Source organism: Corynebacterium sp. Marseille-P4611, assembly GCF_916618765.1.
Lineage (GTDB): Bacteria > Actinomycetota > Actinomycetes > Mycobacteriales > Mycobacteriaceae > Corynebacterium > Corynebacterium marquesiae.
On record NZ_CAKAKD010000001.1, the window covers coordinates 270,691 to 296,214 of the forward strand.

Here is a 25,524-nt window from a genome sequence, read left to right on the forward strand (position 1 = left end):
ACCCTCGAGTAGTGGACACCCTATTTGTGCGGATCTTGTGTCCGTAGGAGAGGATGTTCATTGTGAGTCAACAGCGCAAGAAATACACGCCGGAGTACCGGCGTGAAGCCGCAAACCTGGTAATCGAGTCGCAGCGCCCGATTGCTCATGTGGCCAAGGAGATTGGTGTATCAGCCACAATTTTGGGCAGGTGGGTCAAACTCGAGCGTGAGCGCCGTGGAGCATCAGATGGGATGAGCGAGGCTGATCTTCGTGCTGAAAATGCTCGTCTGCGCCGTGAACTGGCGGAAGCCAAGATGGATAATGAGTTTTTGTCAAAAGCGACAGCCTTCTTCGCTTTAAGGCAACGCGAGCAGAAAAGTTCGAATTGATGCAGCGAGAGAAGGCCAACTACAGCATCAAACGTATGGCACGGCTATTAAAAGTATCTCGGTCTGGATACTACAAATGGGCCCATACGCAGCAGAAGCGGCTATCCGGCGACGATGATCGCGCAGCATTCTACGACGATGTTGACCGCAAGATTCATCAGATTTGGTCGGACTCCGATCAGGTTTACGGTGCTCCGCGGATCACCGCAGAACTTACCGAGCGCTACCACATTGCGCTTAACCGTAAGACTGTGGCTAAACGAATGCGCATGATGAGCATTGAAGGGATTTCACCGCGGGCCTTTGTCCCAGTGACAACGGTCCAAGCCAAACGTAAGTCCACGCTTCCTGACCTGGTCAAGCGCATGTTTGATACCGGTGAGCTCAACCGAGTGTGGATGTCGGGTATTACCTACCTGCGCACTGCTGAAGGCTGGTTGTATCTGTGTGCAGTCCGCGATGGCCATTCCCGCAGGGTACTGGGCTGGGCTATGGATAGCGTTCAAGATACATACCTGGTCGAACGGGCCCTGCGAATGGCGCATACGCTGCGCGGTGACGTGCCTGACGGGCTAGTGTTTCACGCTGACCGCGGAACCCAATTTACCAGCGAGAAGCTCTGGGAAGTTTGCCGCAACCTGGGCATTGCTCAGTCCGTAGGGCGTACCGGTGTGTGCTTCGATAACGCGATGGCCGAGTCATTCTGGTCAACGCTTAAAACCGAGTTCTACGACCGTAAGCGCTGGGCGACCCGTGATGCCGCACGCAAGGCCGTTGCCTACTGGATTGAAGTCGTCTACAACCGCCGGCGCCGACACTCCGCACTCGGTATGGTAAGCCCCGTCGACTTCGAGAACCACATTGGTCTAACCACCAGCAGAAAAGAAATAGCTGCCTAACCACTAGGTAGCTCCACTACGTGTCCACGATTTGCGGGCAACCCCAGGGTTAGATTTGGCCTTTTTGGATGCCGATTGAGTGGGTGTACTCGGTGTCGATACCGTTGTCGTAGAGGGCTGGTCGTCCTGTTTCGTGGTCGGCTTGGTTCTCGGTGTGGGTCAGGATGGATACTTTGGCGAGTTGGTCCTGGCCCCAGTGGGACTGTCTGGCGATGCGTAGTGGATCGTCGGGCAGTTCTGTTTTTAGGTACAGCCACCAGTCCAGCATTTTGCGCTGGTGTTCATTTGTTCTGCCCCGGTGAGCACGCGCAATCTCTTTCAGGCGAGCGTTAATCCCGCCTTCAAGACTGTTGGTCGTGGATTTGATGCGGGCAGGTTCTAAGACGCCTTTAGGTTGATTGATGTAGACAAAGAGCATGCCTTGGCGCCATAGATGGTTCAGACTGTTGTAGGCCTTTCGCACGTTGGAATGTGTCCATACCCATGTCCAATTTCCTGTATCAGGGTCTTTAACCCTGGTCCTCTCGTCCATCCACCTGCGGTAGACAGTGTTGAAGTTATGGAGCAATACACCCCAGTCAGCTACCTCTTCTTTAGTTCGCACTCGGGTGAGTTTCAGCGCTAGCGTGTAGATAGCTTGCCAGCATCAGTGCGCGGACGTGAGGTTGTATAGCGGCGAACTACACGCTGTGCGTGGACGAGGCAACGCTGCACATGTGTTGTTGACCAGCAGGTTTTTATTGCACTTGCTGTTCCTTGCCCGCCATCTGTCGTTGCGATTAACGGGGCGGGGATGCGTTCGAGCAGGCGTGTGTAATCGGGAGCGGTTTCGTGTTTGCACCAGTGCCAAGCAACAACATGATCGAGGGTGGAAGCTACAATCAAGCATCCGCCAGCGGTGTAGGTACCGTCGAGAAATATCTGGTCATAGACTCGGCCTGTATGTGCCACGGTGGGATCCGGTACGTCAATAAGCCAGCACCATGTAAATCTGCGCTTCATAGTGGAATGGCTTACATTGTTGCGTTTAGCCAGTGCAGTTAGCGAGATTGTGGTGGTGCAATGCTCGATGAAATCCGCAAAAATTTTTGCGTTGGTGACGTCGGGGCGACGTTTGATGCCTGATGCCCCACAGGCTTTACATCGCCATCGTGTGGTTCCTTTGCTGGTAGTTCCGTTGCGTTTCATGTCGCCGCCGCAGTGGCAGCGTGGTCGATTCTTCGGCATCAAGCCACCACACCACCAGGGCCTACCACATCCAGGTAGAAACACCGGGGATTTACCGTCAAGGACAGCGATATACGGTCGTGAAGCCTATACTTTCAACAATCACACTGGACAGTGACTATAAATCACCGATCCCAGACACACTTTCTGACCCTTAACCCGAAGCAAGCTTTTGGTTTATCGACGGAATGAGCGACATTCCCTCCTTCCGCGCTCCATAAAACGACGAAGGCCGCCGCCTCCCAAAGGAAGCAGCGGCTTTGCGTAGCGCTTGCGCGCGCAGTAAAGCGAGATTAACGCTTGGAGTACTGCGGTGCGCGACGTGCCTTGTGCAGACCGGCCTTCTTACGCTCAACTGCACGAGCATCTCGGGTGAGCAGACCAGCCTTCTTGAGGGCGGTGCGGTCAGCCGGGTTGTAGATGTTCAGTGCACGAGCGATAGCCAGACGCAGGGCGCCAGCCTGACCGGTTGGGCCGCCGCCGTTAACGGTGACCTTGAGGTCGAACTGGTTCTCGCGCTCCAGCAGGGTCAGCGGAGTGAGGATGTCCTGCTGGTGCAGCTTGTTCGGGAAGTACTCGCCGAACTCGCGGCCGTTAACCACAATCTGGCCGGAGCCAGCAACGAGGCGAACACGTGCGACGGCGCGCTTACGGCGACCGACGGTCTGGATCGGGCCCTCGTGTACCGGAGCGGCAGCCTCGACCTCTGCCTCAGTCTCCGCGTTGGCGCTAGCCAACGAATCACCGATGGTGTTGGTGAACTCTTCGGTAGCGGCGCTTGCTGCAGCGATGTCAGCAGCGTCGGCTACGTTGTTGTCGATGTTCTGCTCAGACATTACTGTGCCACCTGCTTAAACTCGAAGGTTTCCGGCTTCTGGCCGGCGTACGGGTGCTCTTCGCCTGCGAAGACGTGCAGCTTCTTGATGGAAGCGCGGGAGAGCTTGTTGTGCGGCATCATGCCGGCAACGGATTCTTCGATAACGCGAACCGGGTTGGCGTCCAAAGACTGACCCAGGGTCATGGACTTCAGGCCGCCCGGGTAACCGGAGTGGCGGTAGCGCATCTCACGGCCGCGCTTGTTGGAAGAAACGTGGATCTTGTCAGCGTTGATGATGATGACGTGGTCACCAGCGTCAACGTTCGGTGCGAACTGTGGCTTGTGCTTGCCGCGCAGCAGGTCTGCAACGGTGGAAGCGAGCTTGCCCAGCACCACATCAGTAGCGTCGATGACGTACCACTTGCGGGTGATGTCACCGCTCTTTGGGTGGAAAGTAGACAATTTGACTCCTTGAAAGTCTGTCTCGGAACTGCCGGCCAGCGCTAAGCATCCATTCACTCCCGTACAGCGGCCGGTGGAGACCTGCAGAGAGCGCTTCGCCAGCTGCTTGCCGACGAGCGAACACATAGGTTTCCTACCCTACTTGCTCACCTGCCCAAAGACCAAAACACCGAAACCGGCACCTTCCGCGGCTCAAACGGGAGGTGCCGGCTCGTGGGTACGGACTAGAAAGGTACGACTTCAAAGAATGGAAGAGATAGCAAGAGAAAAGAACTAGAAAAGGAGTATTCACGCTGGTTTCTTGGTCGAGGCTGCGGCTGCGTCCGCCTCCTGCCACGCGGGTGTGGTCAGTGGCACCGCAGCTCCGACGGGGACAGCGTAGAACTGTGCGAACAGGGTGTGGATTTAGCCCCAGCTTGCGGCGGCGCGACGATTGACATCGCTCATTGCATCATTGCCCTGCGAGACGGTCTTGGAGATGGTGGCGAGCACGGTGTTGAGTTCTTGCGACGCCTTATCCCACTTGGCCTGTGCTTGGTTATAAGCCACGGCGGACTCGCCTTCCCAGGTGCTCACCATCGGCTGCAGGCGCGCCTTCAGATCTGCCAGAGTGCTGTTGATGCGACCAGAGGTGGCGTTGATATCGGCTGCGGCGGAAGAAATGGCACCGAATTCGTACTTGATCTCGGACATGTGGTGATGGATTCCCTTCTGTGAATCTATAGCTTTTGGGCTGCGGAGTAGTGAAGTGTGCGGTGCGGTTTAGAGGGCGAGCCCGCCGCCCACGTTGGAGAAGGCCTGGGTGTTTTCTGCTTCCACGTTGTCGAAATTGTGGGCATTGCTGCGGATATTGTCAGAGATAGAAGCCAAGGCCTCGCGCAGCTGCTGCGCAGAGGTGTTGTAGCGCTGCATCAGGTCATCGAAGGAGACCTGCGCCTGGCCGGCCCAGCTGCCGCGGACGGAGTCGACGACGCCCTGCAGGCGGGTGAGCTCACCCTGGACTTCATCGTTGGTGTTATCGACTTTGCCGGCGGTGGCAATCATGACATCGGCTTGTGTCTTGAAAGTCTGAGACATAAGAGTGCGCCCCTCCTTAGGGCGGATGAGATTGTGTGTATTTCCCCCGAAAAAGCAGCTGTGCTTCGCATCTGTGCTTTCTCACCTTTATTGGACTGAACTTTCCGCCAAACGGTTCCCGGCTAGGCAAAGTTTTTAAGACTATTTTTTGACTAGGCTTTCCGTGGCCATACGGCAAGCCGCTTTTTGAACGGCGTTGGAGTTATGCCGGGTATGGCACCCCACGGACATCTGGTGCCCACGGTCTTCCCAGGTAGTCCATTCCACCAAGGAGCCGTCCCCAGGGTCTTCGGTATAGGTCAGTCGCCCGGCCTCATCGGTGGCATCGCGAAGCGCTGGATCTTCGTCAACCTGCGCGTGAATTTCTTTAAACAAGGCATCCGCCGGCACGTTAAACATCTCATCCGCCGCCAGCAGGATGCGTAGGTTCGGGTCTTCCCCGGTGGCGGTGACCAGGCCATCTTCCACCTTGGTGTGGAACCCACTGGGGACGACTACTGACATTCCCTCCACGTCTAAGCGCTTTTCACCTGGGCTCAATTCGTCACTGCCGGATTCCGGCGCACCCGTCGTACCCGGCTGTGGCGAGGCCAGCGCGGACTCTGTTGCGTTCTCGCGGCTTGGCTCGGCGGCGCGCGGTTGCGGGCGCACTGTATCCGAAGCGGCGTCACCATCACCGGAAGCCTGGGCACCGATAGCCCACCAGGAAGCTCCGGCCACGGCGATGATGACCACCGCGATTGCGACATGAAAGATATCAATGGCCCCGAGCCAACCGCGCAGGCGGTCGGTCCAACGTGGCGTTACCGGCTCGTCGTAGGCAGGCATCTCCATCACAGCGGTGGGCGGTGCCGATTCTGAGGCATCGCTGACTGGATGTGAACGCGGAGCGGGTGGGTCTGGGGCTGCTGGCGGGGAGATGGCTGGTTCTGAGTCGAAGAGGCGCACCCCGGTGACTTCCAATTGCCGGCAAATGATGGTGGTAGCTTCCTGCGCAATGCCCGTGCCGGAAGAGTCTGCCACCACGCAGGCTTCCACGTCGGGCCAGGACGATCCCGCCATCTTGGATATCTGATCCATGACTTGGCCTAAGGCCCAGCCTTCCACAATGCCGGTTCCCGGAAGGTCATAGCGGTAGACCGTTTCGGGCCCTTCAAAGATGGTGGCCGCATCTAAGATGGTGACGGTAATGGGGCTGGCGGTGGTCTCCCCACCAGTAGGGATAGGGGTGTCGGTTGGCGCATTCGCGCTGAGATTGGTGGTCATTTACTTTTCTCCTTCTAGGTACACCGCTTGGGCGACGCCGAGGTTTTCACCGCGGATGCTCCACTGACCGCGGCCGGGTGGTTGGTGGCAGGGCTTGAGTCCGAAGATGGTTCCTTCGTCCCGGTCGGCGTCGAAAAGCAGTAGCGCCGGCTGCAGATCGCGCACCGCGGAAAAGAATTGGCCAAAGAGGGCACGGCCGATGCCGCCGGACTTGCGAGCGATAACAAGGTGCAGGCCAATGTCGCGGGCATGGGGAAGCAACTCCAATAGCGGCGAGAGAGCGATATCGCTTAGCAGGTCCGCATCATCGATGACTAGGTAAATGTCTGGGCCCTGCCACCAATCTCGTGCGGCGAGCTGCGCCGGGGTAATGCCCGGGCCAGGCAGGCGAGATTCCAGGGTCCGGACAGTATCGACAATGGTCTCTTGCGCACTCGACTGCGTCGCGGCGTAGGCAGCAACCATGTTCTGGTCCAAGGTTCCCAGGTGGGCTCGGCGCTGGTCGATGACGACGAGCCGGGCGTCTTCCCGCGCAAAGTCGCTAATGCCGCGCATGATCTGCGCCAGGAAGGTGGACTTGCCACAGCCCTGCGCCCCGATTGCCACAAGGTGCGGTTCACGAGACGGATTCCAGGTCAGCGTATCGAGGTCGCGCCCGCCGATGCCCCAGGCGATCTCGCCGGTGGGCACGCCCTCTTGAGCCGCGAGGGCGGACGGAGTAAGCACGGCGGGCAGCATCTTGAGCTGTGGAACTGGGTCAGCCGCAGCATGCACGCGGCAGATGTGGGCGATGTCCTGGTTGGAGGTGCGAGCTAAGAGCATATTCTCACCCGCCAAGGTGAGCCCGCGGCCCGGCGCGCTGGGGAGCTTGTGCTGTAGTTTGCGGTCGATGAGCGAATCCAAAGCCTCACCCAGGCGCAGCTCGAGGCGATTGGCAATGAGGTCGCGGATAGCCGGGCGCATCGTGGTCCACCGCGAAGTGGCAATGATGACATGCACGTGGGCGGAGGCACCATCGGCGACGATCTCGGTGACCTTCTCCGCTATGTCTTCAAACTCGGCGTTGGAGGTACCAATGTGGTGCCAGCCATCAATGACAAGGAAGGTTGCGCACCGTTCTGGGCGGCGGATAAACCCAGCTACTTCGTCGACGATGCGCCGTACCTTTTCGCCCTCCTCGCGCCCGGCAACTCCGGCTACGTGGGGCAGGCGCTCTAGGGACGTTAGCTGACCGCCGCCAAGATCGATGACGTAGAAGCGTGCCGTCTGCGGGTCATGCCGTAGAGCTAGCGCAGAGACGATCGTGCGCAGCGCACTCGATTTACCGGACTGCGGGCCACCGCACAGTGCCATGTGTCCGCCGTGCTGGGTGAAATCAATAATCAGCTCATCCTGGCGTTGGTAATACGGCCTATCGATAATGCCGATGGGCGCGCACAGCTGCCTTTGGTCCGCTGCGAGCGATTCTGCACCCGCGGCATGTACACCGGAAAGCCCTGGCAGCGCGGATAGCTCAATGACCGGCGGTAGCGGCGGTAGCCAGATGCGGTGCGCCGATTGATCGCGCATGTGGGCCTCTTCCGCCGCGGCGCGAACGACCTCGGTAAGCACAGTGGTGGAGTCATCGAGAACCACCGCAGCGCTAGTATTGTCCTCTTCCTGGGACCAGCCATGGAAGAGCTGCACGCGGCCGCGGGTTGGAGCGGGGTGGTCCCCGGAATCCTCGGCAAGCGCCCGGCGCGGCAGGGGCCCAGACACGTAGGAGGCTTGGAAGCGGGTCAAGGCTTCAGCATCGGATTTGAGGTAGCCCGCGCCGGGCTGGCCGGGCAGGTGGTACGCATCGGTCACGCCCAATACTTGGCGGGATACCGCTGAGGAGAAGGTTTTCAGGCCGATTCGGTAGGACAAGTGGGAATCTAGCCCCCGCAAGCGGCCTTCTTCGAGCCTTTGGGAGGCCAAAAGCAGGTGCACGTGGAGACTGCGCCCCAAGCGGCCGACGGCGACGAAGAGTTCCGCGAAGTCTGGGTGCTGGCCCAAAAGCTCCGAGAACTCATCGACGACGATAACCAAGGCCGGCAAGGGCCCGTGCTCACGCACGGCGGTGGCAGAAGCGTTGTACTCACTGACATTGGCAAAGTTTCCGGCGGTGCGCAGCAGCTCTTGGCGTCGGTTCATCTCGCCGGAGATGGCATCGTACATGCGCTCTACCAGCGTAGATTCCTCCTCCAGGTTGGTAATCACCGCGGAAGTATGCGGCAGGCGGTCGCATCCTAAGAATGTCGCACCGCCCTTGAAATCCACGAGCACGAGGTTAAGCTCGTCCGGACTATGGGTAGCCGCCAACGCGGTGACAAGGGTGCGCAGCAGTTCTGACTTTCCGCTGCCAGTCGCGCCGATGCACAGGCCGTGCGGCCCCATACCGCCGTGGGCAGATTCCTTGAGATCCACCGTGACGGGCTGGCCCACCGTATCGATGCCGATGGGCACCATGAGACGCGCCGAGCCCTCCCGGCCATGCCACATGCCGCTAGCCGCTAGCTCTTCCACATCGCGATAGCCCAGAAGGCCCATAAGGTCACTGCCGCGCCGGCCAGAAGTACTATCGGGGCGGCGATAGGAGGCCATACTGCGCGCGAGCAACGTAGCGCCGGCCACACTCATCCCATCGGGAGACCCAAGGTCTTCCACCCCTGCCGCGGTGACCACCTGCAGCTGCTCCCCTGCCACGAGGCTTAGCCCTTCGTGCTCGGCGCGTACCCCCAGCGCCGAAGACGGCGCCCCACCAACCTCAATGATGGTGGTATAGGAATCATCGTGGAAGAAGTCTTCGGTTCCCGTGGTCAGCACGCCATCGACTATGAGGATGCGAAAGCGCGCCTTTTCCGGTGTGCGCGCATGGGGCAGCCACTTCAGCCACTCCCACTGGCCACCGATGGCCTCAATACCGCAGGTTTCCGGGCCATGCGCCACCGCCATCTGCAGCACCATTGCACGCACCATATCGCGGGAGGGATCTGCGGGCTCTTCGCCCCGAGTCGACGCCATTCCGGACACGGACAAGAAGCGAAAGGCCTGCAGTTGGATAACCACCGGCATATCGGGAACGGTGCCCACTGCCTTAATGGTCTGGCGCATGCTCACCGCACACACCGGGTCCAGGTCTTCCGTGGCGCCCGAATCCGGCACGTTGATGGGGGTGCACAAAGTCGTTGGTCCAGTTCCCACGCGTACCTCGAGGGTGTCCGAGTCATCCGGGCCCCGCTCCCACATGCGGCGCGAGCCAACTAGAGTGCTGAGTTCCACCGGTGCCGGGTGGCGATAACTTTCATGTGCACGCTGCGCCGAGGCATTGCGCAGCGCCTTTTCGCGCAAGGCTTTGATGTGGCGCAGGTAAGTGCGCCGGGTTTCATCCGGATCCTGCCCGCTGTTATTGGGCCCAAACATCATGGCCATGCTCGCCAGCATCATCAATGGAAACATCAAGGCCATCGGGCTAACCTGCCGGGATTCCCCAGCGCCTAACACCATGAGGGCGACCATGCCGAGCATAGCCGCAATCATCACCACCGGAAGCAGCAGCCGCACCAGCGGCACCGGCTGCGGGCGCACCGCCTCCGGGACTTCCTCCGCCTCGATGCTGCCGGTGGGCAGCGGCGGCGCAGCATCCCGCAGTGGCATGGTCAACGGCTCAATGACGCGGGTATCCCCGATCCCAAGCATGCCTAAATAACCTCCCCCGAGCCACGCGCCAAGCGCCCTTGGCCCCCTGCCAAGATTCCCCGCGCTGCGGTGGACACGTCGCCACTAGTAAGCCACAATATGTGGCATTGGGCAAGGGGGACGCCCACAATCCATACATTTTTCGGGGGACATCATGACTACTGCAACGGCGCATCATCTGCGCCTTACCGTTCGCATTCATGCCGGCGCTTTCCACAAGGAGGCGGACGTGGCGTTACCGCTAAGCTCCAGCGTGGGCGAGCTTTTGGCGGAGATCACTGACTTGGTGGATGCGCCCACCATTTCTGAACCTTGGCGCGCCAGTACAGCCTCCGGCCGCGCCATCGATCTCACCGCCCCGTTGGCTGCCACTGTGCTCACGGAAGGCTCAATTCTTGTTATTAGTCCGCGCGAGCGCCGGTCTGCACCGGTGATTCGGGATGCGGCGGAATCGCTCGCCGCCGCGGCTGAAGAGGATACTACCGCCGCCCTTCCCACCATCTGGGCTTGGGCAGGGCTGCTTGCCGCCTTCGCCCTAGTGTGGGTTAGTACCCTTCCCCTAGCGGCGTGGGCGGCGTTGACCGCTGGAGCCCTGTTGCTCGCCTTGTGGACCCGTGCCCTATCACTGGTGCACCTTAGCCTGGTAGCCGGCATGGCGTGCGGCTGGGTGGTGATTTCGCCCTCGCTTAGCGAAGCCCCCTTTGCCGCACTCACCGCCTGCGTCGCCCTCCTCATCGTGCTGCTTGCCTGCCACGTCACCGGGTTGAGCACGGTTCGCACTACTGCCGTGGCACTCACCGTCTCAGTGCTGTTGTTGGTCGCGGCTGTGGGCTACCTGCTGCCCGGACCAGGGACGGGTCTCCAGGGCAGCCACGGTACGGCGGTAGCCGCTTGCGTGGTGATCGCCGGCATTATCCTGCTGGCCGCAGCTCCTGCGCTGACCGTTGCGACCGCTGGGCTCAAAGTCCCGCAGCTGCCCACTGCCGGCCAAGACCTCGCGGTTTCTGATGCCGTCCAGCCGGATATCGATATCCGCGCCCGGCGCGCCGGCAGCGCCTATGAGGGAATGTGCTTTGGGCTGTCGCTCTGTCTCATTCCGGCCCTTATCGCCCTCTCGCTGACGGGCAGTGGTTCGGCGTTGGTGCCGGCTAGCGGCGCGCCCGATTCCCTCTCCGAGTACGTTGCGGTGCTCTTTGGTGCTGAGCACACCGGCGTGGGCTTCGTCCAAGCACTCTGCGTGACCACCGCGGGTGCCGTCGTCATGCATGCTGCCCGGCACGGTCGTGTGCTGGCTAGCTGGGCCCTGATGCTGCTGGCGATGACCGCCTGTCTCGCTGCATGCTTGTGCGCTACCCACAGGGTAGCGGATTCCGGCCTTACCGATGCCTGGGCGCAGATCCTTGTTGCCTGCCTGGTTCTCCTCGCCATGCTGAGCGCCCCGCTGTGGGCACCCAAGGTGGCCGGGCTCGAGCCCACCACCATCGCGTGGTTTGAGCGCATAGAATCCCTCGCCATTGCCGCTAGTTTGCCGCTGGCCGCGCACCTAGCCGGTGTCTTCGTGCTCATTAGGGGGCTTGGATAATGCGCGTACTGCCCACCGCTTTAGTAGTTGCATTCGCTGCAGGACTGACTGCTGCTCCCTACGCGGCCGCGCGCGAACCGGACCGCGAATGCGCCACCGCGCATTCCTCACCGCTTTCGCCCCAACCAAGCCAGGAGCAGTTAGACTACCGGGCCCGTCTGCATTCCTTTGCTACCGGGGAAGGCGTCAAAGTAGCCGTTATCGATACTGGCGTGGCCCGTCACGATCAACTGCGGCATCTCAGCAGTGGCGCCGATCTTGTCGCGCCCGAGGCCCCAGAGCCACATCGCGATTGCGACCTGCACGGCACCGTCGTGGCCGGTGTCATCGCCGGTCACGATATCGGTATCGCTCCGCGAGCAGAGATTTACGCTGTACGCCAGACCAGCGCGCACTACCGCCAAGAAGCCGAGGACAGTACCACCGGCTCGCTGGACACCTTGGCCCGCGCCATCGATGACGCTGCCGATGCCGGTGCCCGCGTCATTAACATTTCGGTTGTTTCCTGCGTTCCGCCAGATGTGGCCGCGCAGGTCGATACTTCCCGATTGGAACGCGCTTTGGCGCATGCGGAAGACTCCGGCGCCGTGGTGATCGCTGCCTCGGGCAATGCGTCCTCTGGCAGCTGCGAGATGGGTGACCGCGTCTTTCCGGCGGATTCGCCAACGGTGCTCTCTGTAAGCGCCCTAGCGGATTCACACGAACTCGCTGACTACTCACTGAATTCAGCCGACGGACCCCAGCTTGCTGCGCAAGGTTTCATTCCGTTAGCGCTCGACCCCGCGGGTGGGTGGGCCGATGGTAAGGAGGGCACGGACGGAACGGCGCAGTTCCATGGCACCTCCTTTTCCGCGCCGGTGGTCAGCGGCACCGCTGCCCTCTTGGCACAGCGCTTTCCCGACGATAGCCCGGCCGCCCTCCGTAAACGCTTGGAGGACGCCGCGGAACCGGGACATGGCTTCATCGACCCGCTCACTGTGCTCACCCACGTGGAAGCGGGCGCGGACGTCGATACCCGAGCTATGACAATCCGCCCCACTGACGAAGGCGACTCCCGCACCCCAACACGCAGTGCCTGGGTGCTAGGTGGATTAACGCTGGCGCTTGCTGCGTGGGCCGTGTGGCGCGGGCTACGGCCTAAGAACTAACCTGCAGCGCCTGCTCACGGTTCAGCGCGGAGCCTTCCGGGAGCAAGCGCAGGATCTCCCACGGCACCTGCGCGCCCACGCCGGTGCCAAGGGCTTCCAAAGTCTCTTTGGCCTTGACCTCGTGCCGCTGCCCCGTGGGTGAGACCACGTGATAGCCATGGCCGCTGTCTACGCCTACGCCACCGGCGTCGAGTCCACCAAAGCGATGGGCCACCGACTCACCTGCCAAGGCGATGGTGCCTGCTTGGGCAGGTACCACTACCCCGCCGCCCTCGTTACCGGCACACATCCAGCCATCGTCCGGGCTTAAGAAGCGGAAGGACGTGGAGGGAAGGTTGAGGTTTAAAGGGGCGTCGGCAAGCGCGGCAATCTCCTGCGGCGTGGCTGTCGTCTCCTTGGCACCCACGCCTGTGAGCATCTCCGCCTGCGTAGGCGTGAGCTCCGCTACGCCCTCGGGCGTACGCGCCCACAGGCTCTGCCCAGTATCGACAACCTCGGGCGGATTAGCCGGAAAGTTCAGCGGCGGCAGCTCCGCAAAAGCATTGAGCAGCTCGGGCGGCACGGGCCAGGTGTGGGTACTATCGTCCACGCCCAGCGCCCGGCGCACGACGCGCCCTTCGGTGCTGGAAGAATCTGGCAACGCCACCCGGCCTTCCTCTGTGATAAGCCACTGCGTGCCCTCGGATTCCACCAGTGCGGCGCGCTCCTCACCGAGGCTTTTCTGCTCGGGCTCGGCGAGAACAATAACCTCCTGCGACGCAACCTGGTGCCCGCCGATGCTGGTTGGGTTTTCTGTAGTCGGCGCCTCATCCTTGCCAGCTAAACACGCTGCCCAACGCTGCTGGGGAGTCTCGCCTGCTGCCGCGAGGTACCCAGGGGCATCCGAGATACCCACCGGTGAGCCCAGTAGCGCTTCTTGCAAGTGCTCATCTCCGATCGTCTGCGCGTCGGCCGCCTGTCCGGCGATAATGCGCGCCGACGCCAGGTTGAATACAGGGTGGTAGGTGTCGTTGACATCCACAAAGAGCTGGCCCTGCTCCGAGCGCACAATCGGCGCATCACCCGGCTGCGGACTCGGCTGCAGCCATGCCAACATACCGGACCCCACCGTAAGGAAGGCGACGCCGACCCCGCCGAAAAGGAGCGCTTTGCGGCGCCTAGCCAATGGATCGTGAATCATGCGGATATCGCCTAATACGAGCCCATGCTCGACGCGGCGACGTAAGAATTTATGGCCCGATACCTGGGCCTTGGTAGTAGGCAACGGACGTGCCATGATTTTCCCCCGAAAAAAGTCTGTGTACACCCAGCACACAGGCTATCCCAGGTAAGCACCCGCTGCCACTTGGGCGCTAGTCGGCGCTGCGCCTTTCGCGGGTGACCTCGGCGCGTGCCGCCAGTTGATCCGCGGCCGGGTAATCAACGGCGACGAGCGAGAGTCCCTTGGCCGGGGCCACGGGAATGCTGGAAGAGCGCTTCGTCTCCTGCAGCAGTGCCTCGGCGAAGTCAGCATCGCGCCGCCCCTCCCCCACGCGCAGGCAACACCCTACCAGCGAGCGCACCATCGACCAGCAGAACGCATCGGCGCTCACGCGGGCCTCAAAAAGCTCCGGTTCTTCGGGCGTAGAAACGTCGCGCCAAGAAAATTCCTGCAATTCCCGGATGGTCGTGGCATTTGGCTTGGCTTTACAAAAGGCCGCAAAATCATGCAGGCCCACCAGCGCGGTAGCAGCGTCCTGCATGGCGTCAATATCTACCGGCTTAATCCACTCGGCCGTATCCCGCGCCCGGGTCGGCAGCGCGCCGCGCGGGTTGGTGGTAATCCGGTAGACGTAGTGCCGCCGCAGCGCCGAAAACCGCGCATCAAAACCCGCGGGTGCGAACTCGCACCCGTGCACCCGAACGTCTTCTGGCAGAAGCTTTGCTAACCGACGCACCAACTTCGCCGGCTCCCCCGCCACCGAGCGCTGCGCCAGCATATCTGTCGGAACGTCCACGTGCGCCACCTGGCCACGAGCGTGCACGCCGGCATCCGTCCGGCCAGCGACCGTAAGCGGCACCTCCGTGCGCGCAATCATCGCCAGCTTCTCTTCCAGTACTCCCTGCACCGTGCGCAGACCGCCCTTCTGCTTGGCCCAGCCATGAAAGTCCGTGCCATCATAAGCCAAGTCCAAGCGCAGGCGAACGAACCCGTCCGCCGGCCCTTCAGGGGAAGTCGATGCTGCATCTGTCATAGTGGACTTCATGCTACCGGAGTGTTTACTGCCCGCCGGCGCAGGGTCGTCCGTGTGCTAAGCCCTAGTTGGGTGCGGACATGACAAAGCCGCCGCCCTCCCACAGGTGGGAAAGACGGCGGCGAGGCGCTAGGGCCGAAGGGAGATTACTTCTCCTCGGACTCCTCAGCTGCGGTCTCCTCGGCAGGTGCCTCGGTCTCAGCAGCCTCGTCTGCCTTAGCTTCCTCAGCCTCAGCGGCCTTGGATGCGGCAGCGCGGGTAGCGCGGTTAGCCTCGGAGGTCACGGTCTCCTCGAGAACGAGGGAGATCTGGGACATCGGGGCGTTGTCGCCGGTGCGGTTGTCCAGCTTGATGGTGCGGGTGTAGCCACCCTCACGGTTCTCAAACTTCGGCGCAACCTCGTCGAACAGGTAAGAAACAACATCCTTGCGCGGGATGAGCTTCAGGACTGCGCGGCGGTCAGCGATGGTGCCGGACTTAGCCTTGGTGATGATCTTTTCGATGTACGGGCGAAGGACCTTCGCCTTGGCATCGGTGGTCTTGATAGCGCCGTGCTCGATCAGGCTGGCTGCCAAGTTGCTCAGCATGTGAGCCTGCTGCTTGGCGGAGCCGCCGAGACGGGCACCCTTCTTAGGGGTTGGCATTGTGTACTCCTCGTATGCGGTAAAAGTTGAGCGCGCGGCAATTGGGTTATTGCCGCAAGTCAGCGGGGTTCTTTACTCGGAATCCTCAGCAGCCGGATCCTTGAAGTCACCGGTTTCTGCGTCGTAGCCCTCGAGCTGGGTTGGGTCGAAATCCTCAGGGGTGTCCTTGAGAGCCAGGCCCAGGTTAGCCAGCTTGATCTTTACCTCATTGATCGACTTCTGGCCGAAGTTGCGGATATCCAGCAGGTCGGACTCGGTGCATTCAGCGAGCTCGCCCACGGTGTGAATCTCCTGACGCTTCAGGCAGTTATAAGAGCGGACGGAGAAGTTCAGGTCCTCGATCGGCATGCCGTAGGCAGCGATGTACTCGGTCTCCTGCGGGGAGGGTCCGATCTCAATGCCTTCGGCAGCGTTGTTCAGCTCGCGAGCCAGGCCGAAGAGCTCGACCAGGGTGCCGCCGGCGGAGGCCAGGGCATCGCGGGCAGAAATCGAGTTCTTGGTTTCGACGTCGATGGTCAGCTTGTCAAAGTCGGTACGCTGCTCAACACGAGTTGCCTCGACCTTGTAGGAGACCTTGAGGACCGGGGAATAAATCTGGTCGACCGGGATGCGGCCGATCTCACCGGAGGTAGGAGCGGCTGGGACATAGCCACGACCGCGCTCGACGACGAGCTCAATGTCCAGCTTGGCGGTGTCATTCAAGGAAGCGATATGCAGATCCGGGTTGTGGATCTCCACGCCAGCCGGCGGCTGGATATCGCCCGCAGTGACATCGCCCGGGCCTTCCTTGCTCAGGTACATAACAACCGGCTCATCGGAGTCGGAAGAAAGCACCATGCTCTTGATGTTCAAGATGATCTCGGAAACGTCTTCCTTCACACCGTTGATGGTGGTGAACTCGTGGAGAACACCATCGATCTTGATGGAGGTTACCGCTGCACCCGGAATGGAGGACAGCAGGGTACGACGCAGCGAGTTACCGAGGGTGTAACCAAAGCCCGGCTCGAGCGGTTCGATGACGAACTTGGAACGAGACGAGTCGATGAATTCCTCGGTGAGCTGAGGACGCTGGGAAATGAGCATTGAAATTCTCCTTTTCGGCGACCGCTATTTGACGCCGGTAGAGGGGTAAAAATCTTCGGGATTGAAGATTCCTGGTTATCCGCCAGGCCATTACAGGCCGTGCGGTATAACAGTTTACTTCGAGTAAAGCTCGACGATGAGCTGCTCCTGCAGCGGAATGTCGATCTGAGCGCGCTCGGGCAGCTGGTGCACGAGGATGCGCAGGGTATCAGGAACAACCTGCAGCCATGCCGGTACGTTGGCATCGATGAGGGCGTCCTGAGCATCTTCGAACCATTCCATCTTCTTGGAGCGGTCACGGACATCGATGATGTCGTACTGGGTGACCTTGTAGGAAGGAACGTTGATGTTCTTGCCATTCACGGTGAAGTGACCGTGGGAGACAAGCTGGCGAGCCTGGCGGCGGGTGCGTGCCAGACCTGCACGGTAAACTACGTTGTCCAGGCGGGACTCGAGCAGGATAACCAGGTTATCGCCGGTCTTGCCCGGGAGGCGGTTAGCCTCTGCGTAGTAGCGACGGAACTGACGCTCCAGCACACCGTAGGTGTACTTTGCCTTCTGCTTCTCCTGGAGCTGCAGCAGGTACTCAGATTCCTTGATGCGGTTGCGGCCAGCCTGTCCCGGTGGGTACGGGCGGCGCTCAAATGCCATATCGCCGCCGACCAAGTCGACGCGAAGACGGCGGGATACGCGGGTAGCGGGGCCAGTGTAACGAGCCATTTTCTTACCTCTTCCTTTCCCTTAAACCTTGCGACGCTTGGTCGGACGGCAGCCGTTGTGCGGCTGTGGGGTTGCATCCGTGATCGAGGAAACCTCGAGGCCTGCAGCCTGCAGGGAACGGATGGCGGTCTCGCGGCCGGAGCCCGGACCCTTGACGAATACGTCAACCTTCTTCATGCCATGATCCATTGCCTTGCGAGCAGCGTTCTCGGCTGCCATCTGAGCGGCGAACGGAGTGGACTTACGGGATCCCTTGAAGCCAACGTGGCCGGAGGATGCCCAAGAGATAACAGCACCGGTCTGATCGGTGATCGAGACGATGGTGTTATTGAAGGTGGACTTGATGTATGCGTGGCCGAGGGCCACATTCTTCTTTACGACGCGACGGCCGGAACGGCGCGCGCCGGAACGAGTCTTTGGAGGCATGAATTACTTCTTCTTTCCTGCGATCGTCTTCTTCGGACCCTTACGAGTGCGCGCATTGGTCTTGGTGCGCTGGCCACGTACAGGCAGGCCACGGCGGTGGCGCAGACCCTTGTAGCTACCGATTTCAATCTTGCGGCGGATATCAGCCTGAACCTGACGGCGGAGGTCACCCTCAACCTTCCAGGTAGCCTCAATTGCGTCACGGAGCGCCGACAGCTGGTCATCATCCAGGTTGTCAGTGCGCAGGTCAGGAGAAATGCCAGTCTTTTCTAGCAGTTCTTTGGCACGGGTTGGACCGATGCCGTAGATGTAGGTGAGAGCGACCTCCATGCGCTTATTGCGGGGGAGGTCAACACCAGCTAGACGTGCCATATGGCGTGTCCTTTCGGGTTGTTACGGCGGTTTTCTCCCCATCCGTCCCGCTCCACGCAACGCTTCGCCCGGACCGTGCCGGGAATCCTTGGGTTGCTTACCAGTGCGGGCTCAGGCCACCGTAGCCTGAGGTGGACAGGATGAACCTACGGGTTCACCCTTGGGTGAGGAGGCTTACTGTCTTTACTTGTAGCGGTAGACGATGCGTCCGCGGGTCAGGTCATAAGGAGACAGCTCTACAACCACGCGATCCTCTGGGAGGATGCGAATGTAGTGCTGACGCATCTTGCCAGAAATGTGTGCAAGAACCTTGTGCCCATTGTCGAGCTCGACACGGAACATTGCGTTGGGCAAAGGCTCGATAATGCGGCCTTCTACCTCGATTGCGCCTTCCTTAGCCATAACCTCTACTTTTCTGGCGACGGACAAGTGCGCCGTCACCTGCATGTTTGTTGTCTACTGCGGTGGCGTATCCGCGCCAGCTTCGCTGACGCTATACACCGGCTTAACAGCTTACGCTGCAGCGACACGTTTTCCAAACCGCCGCGCTTTCCGACGCCCCGCTCAATCGCCCGCCCCTCACCCTAAGCCAGCAAAATCCCCCGAACCAATTCTCCTCCTCGGGAGCTCAGTTCGGGGGATGAAGCTTTCGCTTAAGCGCGGGCCTTAGTAGATAAAGACCTTATCGCCAACCTGCACATTATCCCAGTAGCGCTTTGCAGCGTCTGGCGGCAGGTGGACGCAGCCATTGGAATCAACGGCTGGGTCATCCAGGTGGAAGGCGTGACCGTTGTTGGTGAAGTAGATGGAGTACGGCATCGGCGCGTTATTGAACTCGCGGGAAATCTCATGTTCCACCTTGCGGGTCACATGGAAAGTGCCGCGCGGGGTTTCCTGACCGCGCATGCCAGCAGACATGGCCGGGGAGACATAAGAAACCTTGCCGCCGTCCTGTAGCCAAGTGCGGCGACCATCAAGGTCAACGCAAACCTTGGCGTCAGCCGGGCACGGGCCACGGTCGAACTGGTTGGCACGGCGCTGTGCTTCCGCCTTGCGTGCCGCAGCCTCAGAACGAGCCTTCTCAGCAGCGACGCGCTCAGCGTTGGCGCGAGCAGCGGCCTCGCGGGCCTTGCGTGCTTCCTCATTCTTCTGTGCAATCAAGCCTGGGAAAAGGAATTCTACGGCGCCGTCCACAGCGGTCTGGACGTTAGGTGCCAGCTCTGGGGAGAACTTCTCTGCCTGGTCCAGGATCTGGTTGCGAGTATTCCAGGCCTGCTCGCGGGTCTGGCCATAGAAGTTATCCAGCTGCTTCTTTGCCTCAGTGGTGAGCTTGTCTAGGCCGGACTGGGAAGAGAGCTGAGCGAGGTCGGAGTTTGCCTTGGAGCTGAGCTGATCCAGGTTCGGAATCTCCTGGGCGGTAGCGGCAGGAGCCGCAATAGTGGTGCTCAAGGCCATCACACCAGCGACTGCGGGCGCAGCAACCGTGGCACGGATCTTGCGGAAGCTAAATTTAGACATGGCTGTGAGTATAAACCTTTCAGGGGCATATGCCTAGTGCAACAGGCAATATCGGGGAATAAATGTCAGTAGCGGCGGGTAAGAATACGGGGCCCATCGGCGGTCGCGGCGACCGTATGCTCCCAGTGAGCGGCGAAGGAGCCATCGAGGGTAACGACCGTCCAGTCATCCTCTAGCACGGCAGAATCCTCTGTGCCCAAAGTTAGCATGGGTTCAATGGCCAGTACAGAGCCTTCTTGGATCAGCGGGCCACGGCCCGGCCGCCCCTCATTGGCCAGGTAAGGATCCTCGTGCATGGTGCGCCCGATGCCGTGACCGCCGTAGCCATCCACGATGAATAGATCCACGCCGAACTTCTGCTCGGCCCGTCGGGTGGCTTGCTCGAGGGCATGGGAGACGTCGGTAAGCAGATTGCCCGGAACCATAGCCTGCATGCCCTCCATAAGGACATACTCGGTGGCCGTGTTGAGGGCCGCGACATCAGCATCGAGCTCACCCACTGCAAAGGACCAAGCGCTATCGCCTACCCACCCATCGAGCGTGGCACCGCAATCGATGGACACCAAGTCGCCTTCTGCCAGGATGGTTTCCTTATCCGGAATGCCGTGCACGATGACGTCATTAACGGAAGCACAGATGGAGCCCGGAAATCCTTCGTACCCCTTGAAGGTGGGATAGGCGCCGGCATCGCGAATGGTCTGCTCAGCCACCGCATCCAGCTCGAGAGTAGATACGCCAGACGCCGCAGCAGCGCGGACTTCCTGCAGTGCCTTGCCAACAATTTCGCCGGCGGCCTGCATGGCGTCTAGTTCGCCCGGGGTGCGGGCGGGGATGCGCTTACTGCGGCGTCGAAAAGCCATGCTTACTTACCCAGTGCTTCCATCGCACGGGCGTTAATTTCCTCCACGGTGCCTTCGGCCTTAATGGAGATGATGGCATCGCCGTAGTGCTCGATAAGCGGGAAGGTTTCCTCACGGTAGACACCGAGGCGGGTGCGGATGGTCTCCTCGTTGTCGTCGGCGCGGCCACGGGCCATCATGCGCTCAACCACAACGTCCTCGGAGACCTCGAAGTTGAGAACTCCGTCGAGCTTCTCGCCCTTCTTATCCAGCAGCTCCTCCAGGATGTCTGCCTGCTCGGTGGTACGCGGGAAGCCGTCCAACAGGAAGCCATTCTTGGCATCATCTTGGTTAAGGCGGTCCTCGACCATGCGGGCGGTGACGTCGGTAGGTACTAGCTTGCCTGCATCGATGTAGGACTTTGCCTCTACACCCAGCGGGGTGCCTTCGCCGATATTGGCGCGGAACAGGTCGCCGGTGGAGATGTGCGGAACGTTCAGCTTCTCGCTGAGGATAGCTGCCTGGGTGCCCTTGCCGGCACCGGGAGGTCCTAGAAGTACAAGACGCATTACTTAAGTAGTCCTTCGTAGTTGGATTGCAGTAGCTGGGACTCGATCTGCTTGACCGTAGTCAAGGCGACGGAGACCATAATCAGGATGGCCGTACCACCAAAGGCGGACGTGCCGCTGGCGGAGGCTCTGCCTACGCCGAGGTCCAAGAGGATATTCGGCAGGATGGCGATAAGTGCCAAGTACAGCGCGCCCACGCACAGCAGACGGTTCATCACATAACCAAGGTACTCCGCGGTTGGGCGGCCCGGGCGAATACCCGGGATGAAGCCGCCGTACTTCTTCATATTATCCGCCTGCTCTGCCGGATCGTACTGGACCGAGACATAAAAGTAAGCGAAGAAGATGGTCAGGACGAAGTACAGCACAATGTACTGCCAGGAGGAAGGTGCCTGCAGGTGCGCGATGACGTTGCGCTGCCACCAGTTATCGGGGGTACCGGGGGAGCCAGAGTTCACAATCTGGGTAATGAGAACCGGCATGTAGATAAGGGAGGAAGCGAAGATGACCGGGATAACTCCGGCCTGGTTGACCTTTAGCGGCAGGTAGGTAGAGGAACCACCGTACTGGCGGCGGCCGACCATGCGCTTAGCGTACTGGACCGGAATGCGGCGCTGGCCCTGTTCGATGAAGGTAATGCCAACAACCAGGATGACCAAGCCGGCTACCACCATGGCGAAGACGAGTCCACCATTGTTCTGCAGGATGCTTACACCATCGGTTGGCAGGCGGGTTGCGATACCAGCGAAGATGAGCAGGGACATGCCGTTACCGATACCCTTTTCGGTGATAAGCTCGCCCATCCACATCACCAGTACGGCACCGGAGGTCATGGTGATCACCAGGACGATGAGGGTGGAGAAGTTACGGTCATCAGCCAAGACCGGTACGCCCTGGCCCAGCAGCTGCTCGCGGTCTGCCAGCGCGACGATGCCGGAGGATTGCAGCAGCGCCAATGCGAGGGTCAGGTAGCGGGTGTACTGGGTCATCTTGGCCTGACCGGACTGGCCTTCCTTCTTCAATTCCTCAAAGCGAGGAATGACCACGGTCAGCAGCTGCACAATAATCGACGCCGTAATGTACGGCATGATGCCGATAGCGAAGATCGACAGCTGTAGCAGCGCACCACCCGAGAAGAGGTTGATCACGGAGTAAAGGTCTCCGGACTGCTCGGTCAGCTGGCGCAAGCGGCCAGCAATAGACGCATAGTCAACACCCGGAGACGGGATCTGTGCACCGACGCGGTACGCGATGATCATCACGATGGTGAAGATGATCTTCTTACGTAGATCGGCATCCTTGAAAGCCTGGACAATGGCGGACACTACAAAATCCTCCTGGCCTACCGCTGCCGAACGCGAAATCTAGGGAGGGTTTCGCGTTCACACACGGAGGTGGAAACTCATCTACCCCTAGGAAACCACACCCCCTGAGCCAGAAAGCTTAGGGGAAATTCAGGTTTTCTTCAGGGACGGTTGAACACTTATGACCCCATTACCCTACCAGCCTTACCCCAGATAGCCACATTAAGCCCCAATAGTGTGACCATGATTGCTTCTTCGTTCGCACCTTTTGTATGCGGGGTTTACCATGGGGGCATTGCCAGCGCGCAATTCCCTTTTTAGTCTCCGACCTCGCGGGTCCCTGCGCCACGAGGCCGTTATTGGTGTGAACCTAATGTTTCGAAAGAAGTACTTATGAGCAAGAAATTCGCGCCGATGACCGTTGCTGAGATCATCGACGTTTTTGTCCCTAGCCCCAACCCCTTCCGCTGGGAGGCCTTCGACGGGTCCGCAACCGGACCGGAAGACTCCCAGTACAAGGTGACTATTAATAGCCTTGAGGGCCTCTCTTTTATTGCCACCCATCCCGGCGATGTGGGTTTTGCGCGTGCATATGTCACGGACGGCATCACGGTGCATGGCGATCACCCGGCCCACCCCTATGGCATTTTTGACGCGCTGCATGCCATGTATGACAAATTCCAAAAGCCGGACGCGAAGACACTGGCACGCGTGGTGCGCTCGCTGGCGTCCATGGGCGCCTTCCAGATCCAGCCGGTCCCCGAGGTGGAGCGCGCTTCATGGCTGCGCCGCAAGCTACACGACGGCCTATCCAAGCACTCGAAACAGCGCGATGCCGATGTCATTTCTGATCACTACGACGTAGGCAATGATTTCTACGAGCTCTTCTTGGGCGATTCAATGACCTATACCTGCGCCTACTACCCCTCCCCGGACGCCACGCTAGAGGAAGCGCAGGAAAATAAGTACCGCCTCATCTTTGACAAACTCCGCCTCAAAGAGGGCGACCGCCACTTGGATGTGGGCTGCGGCTGGGGCGGTATGGTGCGCTACGCGGCGCACCGCGGCGTGAAGTCCATCGGCGTCACCTTGTCCAAGGAACAGGCCGAGTGGGGCCAGCGCAAGATTGAGGAGGAAGGCCTCCAAGACTTGGCGGAAGTCCGCTTCATGGACTACCGCGATATCACCGAAGAGGGCTTCGATGCTATCTCCGCCATCGGCATTATCGAGCACATTGGTGTGAAGAACTACAACGACTTCTTCAAGTTCCTCCACGGCAAATTGAAGGTCGGCGGCTTGATGCTCAACCACAACATCACCTACCCGGATAATCACAAGACCCCCAAGGGCGGCTTCATTGACCGCTATATCTTCCCGGACGGCGAGCTCACCGGTTCCGGCAACGTCACCAAGGCGATGCAAGACAATGGCTTCGAAGTCATCCACACCGAATCCCTCCGCTTTGACTACATGCGCACGCTGCACGATTGGTGCGAGAACCTGAAGGAAAATTGGGATGAGGCCTGCGCCACCGTGGGCCTGCCAACCGCCCGCCTGTACGGCATTTATATGGCCGGATCCGAATGGGGCTTTGAGCGAAATATCATCAACCTGTATCACTTCCTCGGCGTAAAGCTGGGCGAGGCCGGCTCCCGCGCCGGTGTGCCTGAGCGCCGCTGGTGGGAAGATAGCCGCTTTTAAGGAGGGGTGCTATGACTCTCATTGATAATCTGCGCCAACGCCTCGCCGCTGCCCAGCCGCGGCCGGTGGATGCTATGCCCATTGAGCCGGTGGGATGGACGGCGCACCAAGAGGGCGTCGACAAGCTGCTGGCGAGCTTCCGTGCTGTCCCGGCCGGAAAGCGCGTGCGCCTGGCTAAGAAGACCTCTAACCTTTTCCGCGGCCGCAGCGAGGAGCAAGCGGGCCTCGATGTATCCGGCCTCGGCGGCGTCATCGAGGTCGACCCGATAGCCCGCACGGCCGATGTGCAGGGGATGTGCACCTATGAGGACCTCGTGGATGCCACCCTGGCCCATGGCCTCATGCCCTTCGTCGTACCACAGCTTAAGACCATTACTTTGGGCGGTGCGGTCACCGGCATGGGCGTGGAATCCACCAGCTTCCGCAATGGTCTCCCACACGAGTCCGTCCTCGAGATGGATGTTCTCACCGGCACCGGCGAGATTCACACCTGCTCCCGCGAGGAGAATGTGGATCTCTTCCGCCTCTTCCCTAACTCTTATGGCTCGCTGGGCTACGCGGTGCGCCTCAAGATTGAGCTGGAACCCGTGCCCGCCTATGTAGAGCTGCGCGAGGAGCGTTTCCACACCGTGGAGGAAGCGAGCCGCGTGCTTGCCGACGTCACCTCTTCCCACACCCACCGCGGCGAGCCCGTCCATGGCCTCGACGGCGTGGTCTTCTCCGAGGACGAGGCGTACCTTGTCTTTGCCCGCTTTACCGATGAGGAGGGACCAACCTCCGACTACACGCGGGACAAGATTTACTACCGCAGCCTCCAGCACGCCTCTGGCATCCGCCGCGATCGCCTCACTATCCGCGACTATATCTGGCGCTGGGATACCGACTGGTTCTGGTGCTCGCGCGCCTTTGGTGCGCAGAACCCGAAGGTGCGCAAGGTGTGGCCGCGCGAATTGCGCCGCAGCTCCTTCTATTGGAAGCTAGTCCGCCTCGACCGCAAGTACGAGCTGGAATATAACTTCATCAAAAAGCCCCACGGCAAGCCACGTGCTGAACGCGTGGTCCAAGATATCGAGGTCACTCCAGAAAACCTGCCGGAATTCCTCCATTGGTTCTTTAATGCTTCCGATATCCAGCCGGTGTGGCTCTGTCCAATCCGACTTCGCGATGGCGTGGGCGAGCTAGTAGGCACCGGCGACATCGCCTTAAACTCGAGCGACCCCTGGCCGCTCTACCCGCTTCGCCCTGGGCAGACCTGGGTCAACGTTGGCTTTTGGTCCGGCGTAGAAGGCGACCACGTCGACCCTTCTGCCCCGAATAATGGTGCTTTCAACCGCGTCATTGAATCTAAGGTGAACGAGCTTGGCGGACACAAGTCCCTCTACTCCGAGGCCTTTTATTCCCGGGAAAAGTTCGAAGAGCTCTACGGCGGCAGCCTTCCCGCCGCCATTAAGGCAGTCACCGATCCGGATGACCGCTTCCCCGGCCTATACGAAAAGACCGTGGACGAGGCCTAGCCCCCTCCCCGGCCCCTAGACCGGTATGGAA

General features: G+C 60.4%; 23 protein-coding genes and 1 pseudogene. 5 read left to right on the forward strand and 19 right to left on the reverse strand.

Going from position 1 to position 25,524, the window contains the following annotated elements; genetic code table 11:
• Nucleotides 1–53: 53 nt before the first annotated feature.
• Nucleotides 54–1,270, forward strand: a protein-coding gene (locus LG376_RS01305; RefSeq protein ID WP_225745953.1) for an IS3 family transposase whose coding sequence is annotated in 2 segments (ribosomal slippage) — nucleotides 54–315 and nucleotides 315–1,270 — 1,218 coding nt in all. Because the reading frame shifts where the segments join, the coding sequence is not laid out codon by codon here.
• A gap of 49 nt (nucleotides 1,271–1,319) precedes the next feature.
• Here LG376_RS01305 and LG376_RS01310 read toward each other — a convergent pair.
• The 7 genes and pseudogenes from LG376_RS01310 to eccCa form a co-directional block, all read right to left on the reverse strand.
• Nucleotides 1,320–2,497: pseudogene (locus LG376_RS01310) on the reverse strand (IS1249 family transposase).
• Between the two features lie 293 nt (nucleotides 2,498–2,790).
• Nucleotides 2,791–3,333 (reverse strand): 30S ribosomal protein S9, encoded by a 543-nt coding sequence (gene rpsI, locus LG376_RS01315; protein WP_049378895.1) that lies wholly within the window; start codon nucleotides 3,331–3,333, stop codon nucleotides 2,791–2,793.
• Nucleotides 3,333–3,776 (reverse strand): 50S ribosomal protein L13, encoded by a 444-nt coding sequence (gene rplM / locus LG376_RS01320; RefSeq protein ID WP_049378943.1) that lies wholly within the window; start codon nucleotides 3,774–3,776, stop codon nucleotides 3,333–3,335. Before rplM ends, rpsI begins: the two co-directional genes overlap by 1 nt.
• A 405-nt stretch (nucleotides 3,777–4,181) precedes the next feature.
• Nucleotides 4,182–4,469: a WXG100 family type VII secretion target gene (locus LG376_RS01325; RefSeq protein WP_005322746.1), complete on the reverse strand. Its 288-nt coding sequence runs from the start codon at nucleotides 4,467–4,469 to the stop codon at nucleotides 4,182–4,184.
• A 69-nt stretch (nucleotides 4,470–4,538) separates the two neighbouring features.
• On the reverse strand, nucleotides 4,539–4,853 hold the full coding sequence (locus LG376_RS01330; RefSeq protein WP_225745954.1) for a WXG100 family type VII secretion target: 315 nt from the start codon (nucleotides 4,851–4,853) through the stop codon (nucleotides 4,539–4,541).
• A 141-nt stretch (nucleotides 4,854–4,994) separates the two neighbouring features.
• Complete coding sequence (locus LG376_RS01335) at nucleotides 4,995–6,119, reverse strand: type VII secretion-associated protein (RefSeq protein ID WP_225745955.1); 1,125 nt, start codon at nucleotides 6,117–6,119, stop codon at nucleotides 4,995–4,997.
• Nucleotides 6,120–9,839, reverse strand: a complete 3,720-nt coding sequence (gene eccCa / locus LG376_RS01340) for a type VII secretion protein EccCa (protein WP_225745956.1) — start codon at nucleotides 9,837–9,839, stop codon at nucleotides 6,120–6,122.
• A 154-nt stretch (nucleotides 9,840–9,993) separates the two neighbouring features.
• Here eccCa and eccD point away from each other — a divergent pair, with 154 nt between their 5' ends.
• A complete protein-coding gene (gene eccD / locus LG376_RS01345) occupies nucleotides 9,994–11,421 on the forward strand; it encodes a type VII secretion integral membrane protein EccD (protein ID WP_225745957.1) in 1,428 nt (475 codons plus the stop codon).
• Nucleotides 11,421–12,569, forward strand: a complete 1,149-nt coding sequence (locus tag LG376_RS01350; protein ID WP_225745958.1) for a S8 family serine peptidase — start codon at nucleotides 11,421–11,423, stop codon at nucleotides 12,567–12,569. Before eccD ends, LG376_RS01350 begins: the two co-directional genes overlap by 1 nt.
• Here LG376_RS01350 and eccB read toward each other — a convergent pair.
• The 12 genes from eccB to secY form a co-directional block, all read right to left on the reverse strand.
• Nucleotides 12,559–13,845, reverse strand: a complete 1,287-nt coding sequence (gene eccB, locus LG376_RS01355) for a type VII secretion protein EccB (protein ID WP_225745959.1) — start codon at nucleotides 13,843–13,845, stop codon at nucleotides 12,559–12,561. The two genes, LG376_RS01350 and eccB, sit on opposite strands and share 11 nt — an antisense overlap.
• 76 nt (nucleotides 13,846–13,921) lie before the next feature.
• Nucleotides 13,922–14,815, reverse strand: coding sequence for a tRNA pseudouridine(38-40) synthase TruA (gene truA, locus LG376_RS01360; protein WP_225745960.1), 894 nt, complete (start codon nucleotides 14,813–14,815; stop codon nucleotides 13,922–13,924).
• 134 nt (nucleotides 14,816–14,949) lie between these two features.
• Entirely contained in the window at nucleotides 14,950–15,447 is a 498-nt protein-coding gene (gene rplQ, locus LG376_RS01365; protein WP_198492527.1) for a 50S ribosomal protein L17, read from the reverse strand.
• A 72-nt stretch (nucleotides 15,448–15,519) separates the two neighbouring features.
• Nucleotides 15,520–16,530, reverse strand: a complete 1,011-nt coding sequence (locus LG376_RS01370) for a DNA-directed RNA polymerase subunit alpha (protein WP_005322760.1) — start codon at nucleotides 16,528–16,530, stop codon at nucleotides 15,520–15,522.
• 114 nt (nucleotides 16,531–16,644) lie between these two features.
• Nucleotides 16,645–17,250 carry a 30S ribosomal protein S4 gene (rpsD, locus tag LG376_RS01375; RefSeq protein WP_005322762.1) on the reverse strand — a complete coding sequence of 202 codons (606 nt, stop codon included), beginning with the start codon at nucleotides 17,248–17,250 and terminating at the stop codon, nucleotides 16,645–16,647.
• 21 nt (nucleotides 17,251–17,271) lie between these two features.
• Nucleotides 17,272–17,676, reverse strand: a complete 405-nt coding sequence (gene rpsK / locus LG376_RS01380; protein ID WP_005322764.1) for a 30S ribosomal protein S11 — start codon at nucleotides 17,674–17,676, stop codon at nucleotides 17,272–17,274.
• A gap of 3 nt (nucleotides 17,677–17,679) precedes the next feature.
• Nucleotides 17,680–18,048, reverse strand: a complete 369-nt coding sequence (gene rpsM, locus LG376_RS01385) for a 30S ribosomal protein S13 (RefSeq protein ID WP_005322765.1) — start codon at nucleotides 18,046–18,048, stop codon at nucleotides 17,680–17,682.
• A gap of 183 nt (nucleotides 18,049–18,231) precedes the next feature.
• Nucleotides 18,232–18,450: a translation initiation factor IF-1 gene (gene infA, locus LG376_RS01390; protein WP_004566852.1), complete on the reverse strand. Its 219-nt coding sequence runs from the start codon at nucleotides 18,448–18,450 to the stop codon at nucleotides 18,232–18,234.
• A 264-nt stretch (nucleotides 18,451–18,714) separates the two neighbouring features.
• On the reverse strand, nucleotides 18,715–19,566 hold the full coding sequence (locus LG376_RS01395) for a L,D-transpeptidase (protein ID WP_049378887.1): 852 nt from the start codon (nucleotides 19,564–19,566) through the stop codon (nucleotides 18,715–18,717).
• A 65-nt stretch (nucleotides 19,567–19,631) separates the two neighbouring features.
• Nucleotides 19,632–20,426 (reverse strand): type I methionyl aminopeptidase, encoded by a 795-nt coding sequence (map, locus tag LG376_RS01400; RefSeq protein ID WP_049378886.1) that lies wholly within the window; start codon nucleotides 20,424–20,426, stop codon nucleotides 19,632–19,634.
• A gap of 2 nt (nucleotides 20,427–20,428) precedes the next feature.
• On the reverse strand, nucleotides 20,429–20,974 hold the full coding sequence (locus tag LG376_RS01405; RefSeq protein WP_225745961.1) for an adenylate kinase: 546 nt from the start codon (nucleotides 20,972–20,974) through the stop codon (nucleotides 20,429–20,431).
• On the reverse strand, nucleotides 20,974–22,299 hold the full coding sequence (gene secY / locus LG376_RS01410; RefSeq protein WP_225745962.1) for a preprotein translocase subunit SecY: 1,326 nt from the start codon (nucleotides 22,297–22,299) through the stop codon (nucleotides 20,974–20,976). The genes LG376_RS01405 and secY overlap by 1 nt, the downstream gene beginning before the upstream one ends.
• Nucleotides 22,300–22,671: 372 nt before the next feature.
• On the opposite strand from secY, the gene LG376_RS01415 reads away from it, so the two are divergent.
• Both LG376_RS01415 and LG376_RS01420 read left to right on the forward strand, forming a co-directional pair.
• The gene (locus tag LG376_RS01415; protein ID WP_225745963.1) at nucleotides 22,672–23,979 is read left to right on the forward strand and encodes a class I SAM-dependent methyltransferase; all 1,308 of its coding nucleotides are present in this window, start codon (nucleotides 22,672–22,674) and stop codon (nucleotides 23,977–23,979) included.
• Between the two features lie 11 nt (nucleotides 23,980–23,990).
• Nucleotides 23,991–25,493 (forward strand): FAD-binding oxidoreductase, encoded by a 1,503-nt coding sequence (locus LG376_RS01420; RefSeq protein WP_225745964.1) that lies wholly within the window; start codon nucleotides 23,991–23,993, stop codon nucleotides 25,491–25,493.
• Nucleotides 25,494–25,524 lie beyond the last annotated feature (31 nt).

Bases quoted from the DNA above. Each gene is read 5' to 3' on its own strand.
- LG376_RS01415 (WP_225745963.1), top strand. From the start codon at position 22,672: ATGAGCAAGAAATTCGCGCCGATGACCGTTGCTGAGATCATCGACGTT.
- LG376_RS01420 (WP_225745964.1), top strand. From the start codon at position 23,991: ATGACTCTCATTGATAATCTGCGCCAACGCCTCGCCGCTGCCCAGCCG.
- infA (WP_004566852.1), bottom strand. From the start codon at position 18,450: ATGGCTAAGGAAGGCGCAATCGAGGTAGAAGGCCGCATTATCGAGCCT.
- LG376_RS01395 (WP_049378887.1), bottom strand. From the start codon at position 19,566: ATGTCTAAATTTAGCTTCCGCAAGATCCGTGCCACGGTTGCTGCGCCC.
- LG376_RS01350 (WP_225745958.1), top strand. From the start codon at position 11,421: ATGCGCGTACTGCCCACCGCTTTAGTAGTTGCATTCGCTGCAGGACTG.
- map (WP_049378886.1), bottom strand. From the start codon at position 20,426: ATGGCTTTTCGACGCCGCAGTAAGCGCATCCCCGCCCGCACCCCGGGC.
- LG376_RS01330 (WP_225745954.1), bottom strand. From the start codon at position 4,853: ATGTCTCAGACTTTCAAGACACAAGCCGATGTCATGATTGCCACCGCC.
- LG376_RS01370 (WP_005322760.1), bottom strand. From the start codon at position 16,530: ATGCTCATTTCCCAGCGTCCTCAGCTCACCGAGGAATTCATCGACTCG.
- rpsD (WP_005322762.1), bottom strand. From the start codon at position 17,250: ATGGCTCGTTACACTGGCCCCGCTACCCGCGTATCCCGCCGTCTTCGC.
- rplQ (WP_198492527.1), bottom strand. From the start codon at position 15,447: ATGCCAACCCCTAAGAAGGGTGCCCGTCTCGGCGGCTCCGCCAAGCAG.
- LG376_RS01325 (WP_005322746.1), bottom strand. From the start codon at position 4,469: ATGTCCGAGATCAAGTACGAATTCGGTGCCATTTCTTCCGCCGCAGCC.
- rpsI (WP_049378895.1), bottom strand. From the start codon at position 3,333: ATGTCTGAGCAGAACATCGACAACAACGTAGCCGACGCTGCTGACATC.
- eccB (WP_225745959.1), bottom strand. From the start codon at position 13,845: ATGGCACGTCCGTTGCCTACTACCAAGGCCCAGGTATCGGGCCATAAA.
- eccCa (WP_225745956.1), bottom strand. From the start codon at position 9,839: ATGCTTGGGATCGGGGATACCCGCGTCATTGAGCCGTTGACCATGCCA.
- rpsM (WP_005322765.1), bottom strand. From the start codon at position 18,048: ATGGCACGTCTAGCTGGTGTTGACCTCCCCCGCAATAAGCGCATGGAG.
- LG376_RS01335 (WP_225745955.1), bottom strand. From the start codon at position 6,119: ATGACCACCAATCTCAGCGCGAATGCGCCAACCGACACCCCTATCCCT.
- rpsK (WP_005322764.1), bottom strand. From the start codon at position 17,676: ATGCCTCCAAAGACTCGTTCCGGCGCGCGCCGTTCCGGCCGTCGCGTC.
- LG376_RS01405 (WP_225745961.1), bottom strand. From the start codon at position 20,974: ATGCGTCTTGTACTTCTAGGACCTCCCGGTGCCGGCAAGGGCACCCAG.
- truA (WP_225745960.1), bottom strand. From the start codon at position 14,815: ATGAAGTCCACTATGACAGATGCAGCATCGACTTCCCCTGAAGGGCCG.
- eccD (WP_225745957.1), top strand. From the start codon at position 9,994: ATGACTACTGCAACGGCGCATCATCTGCGCCTTACCGTTCGCATTCAT.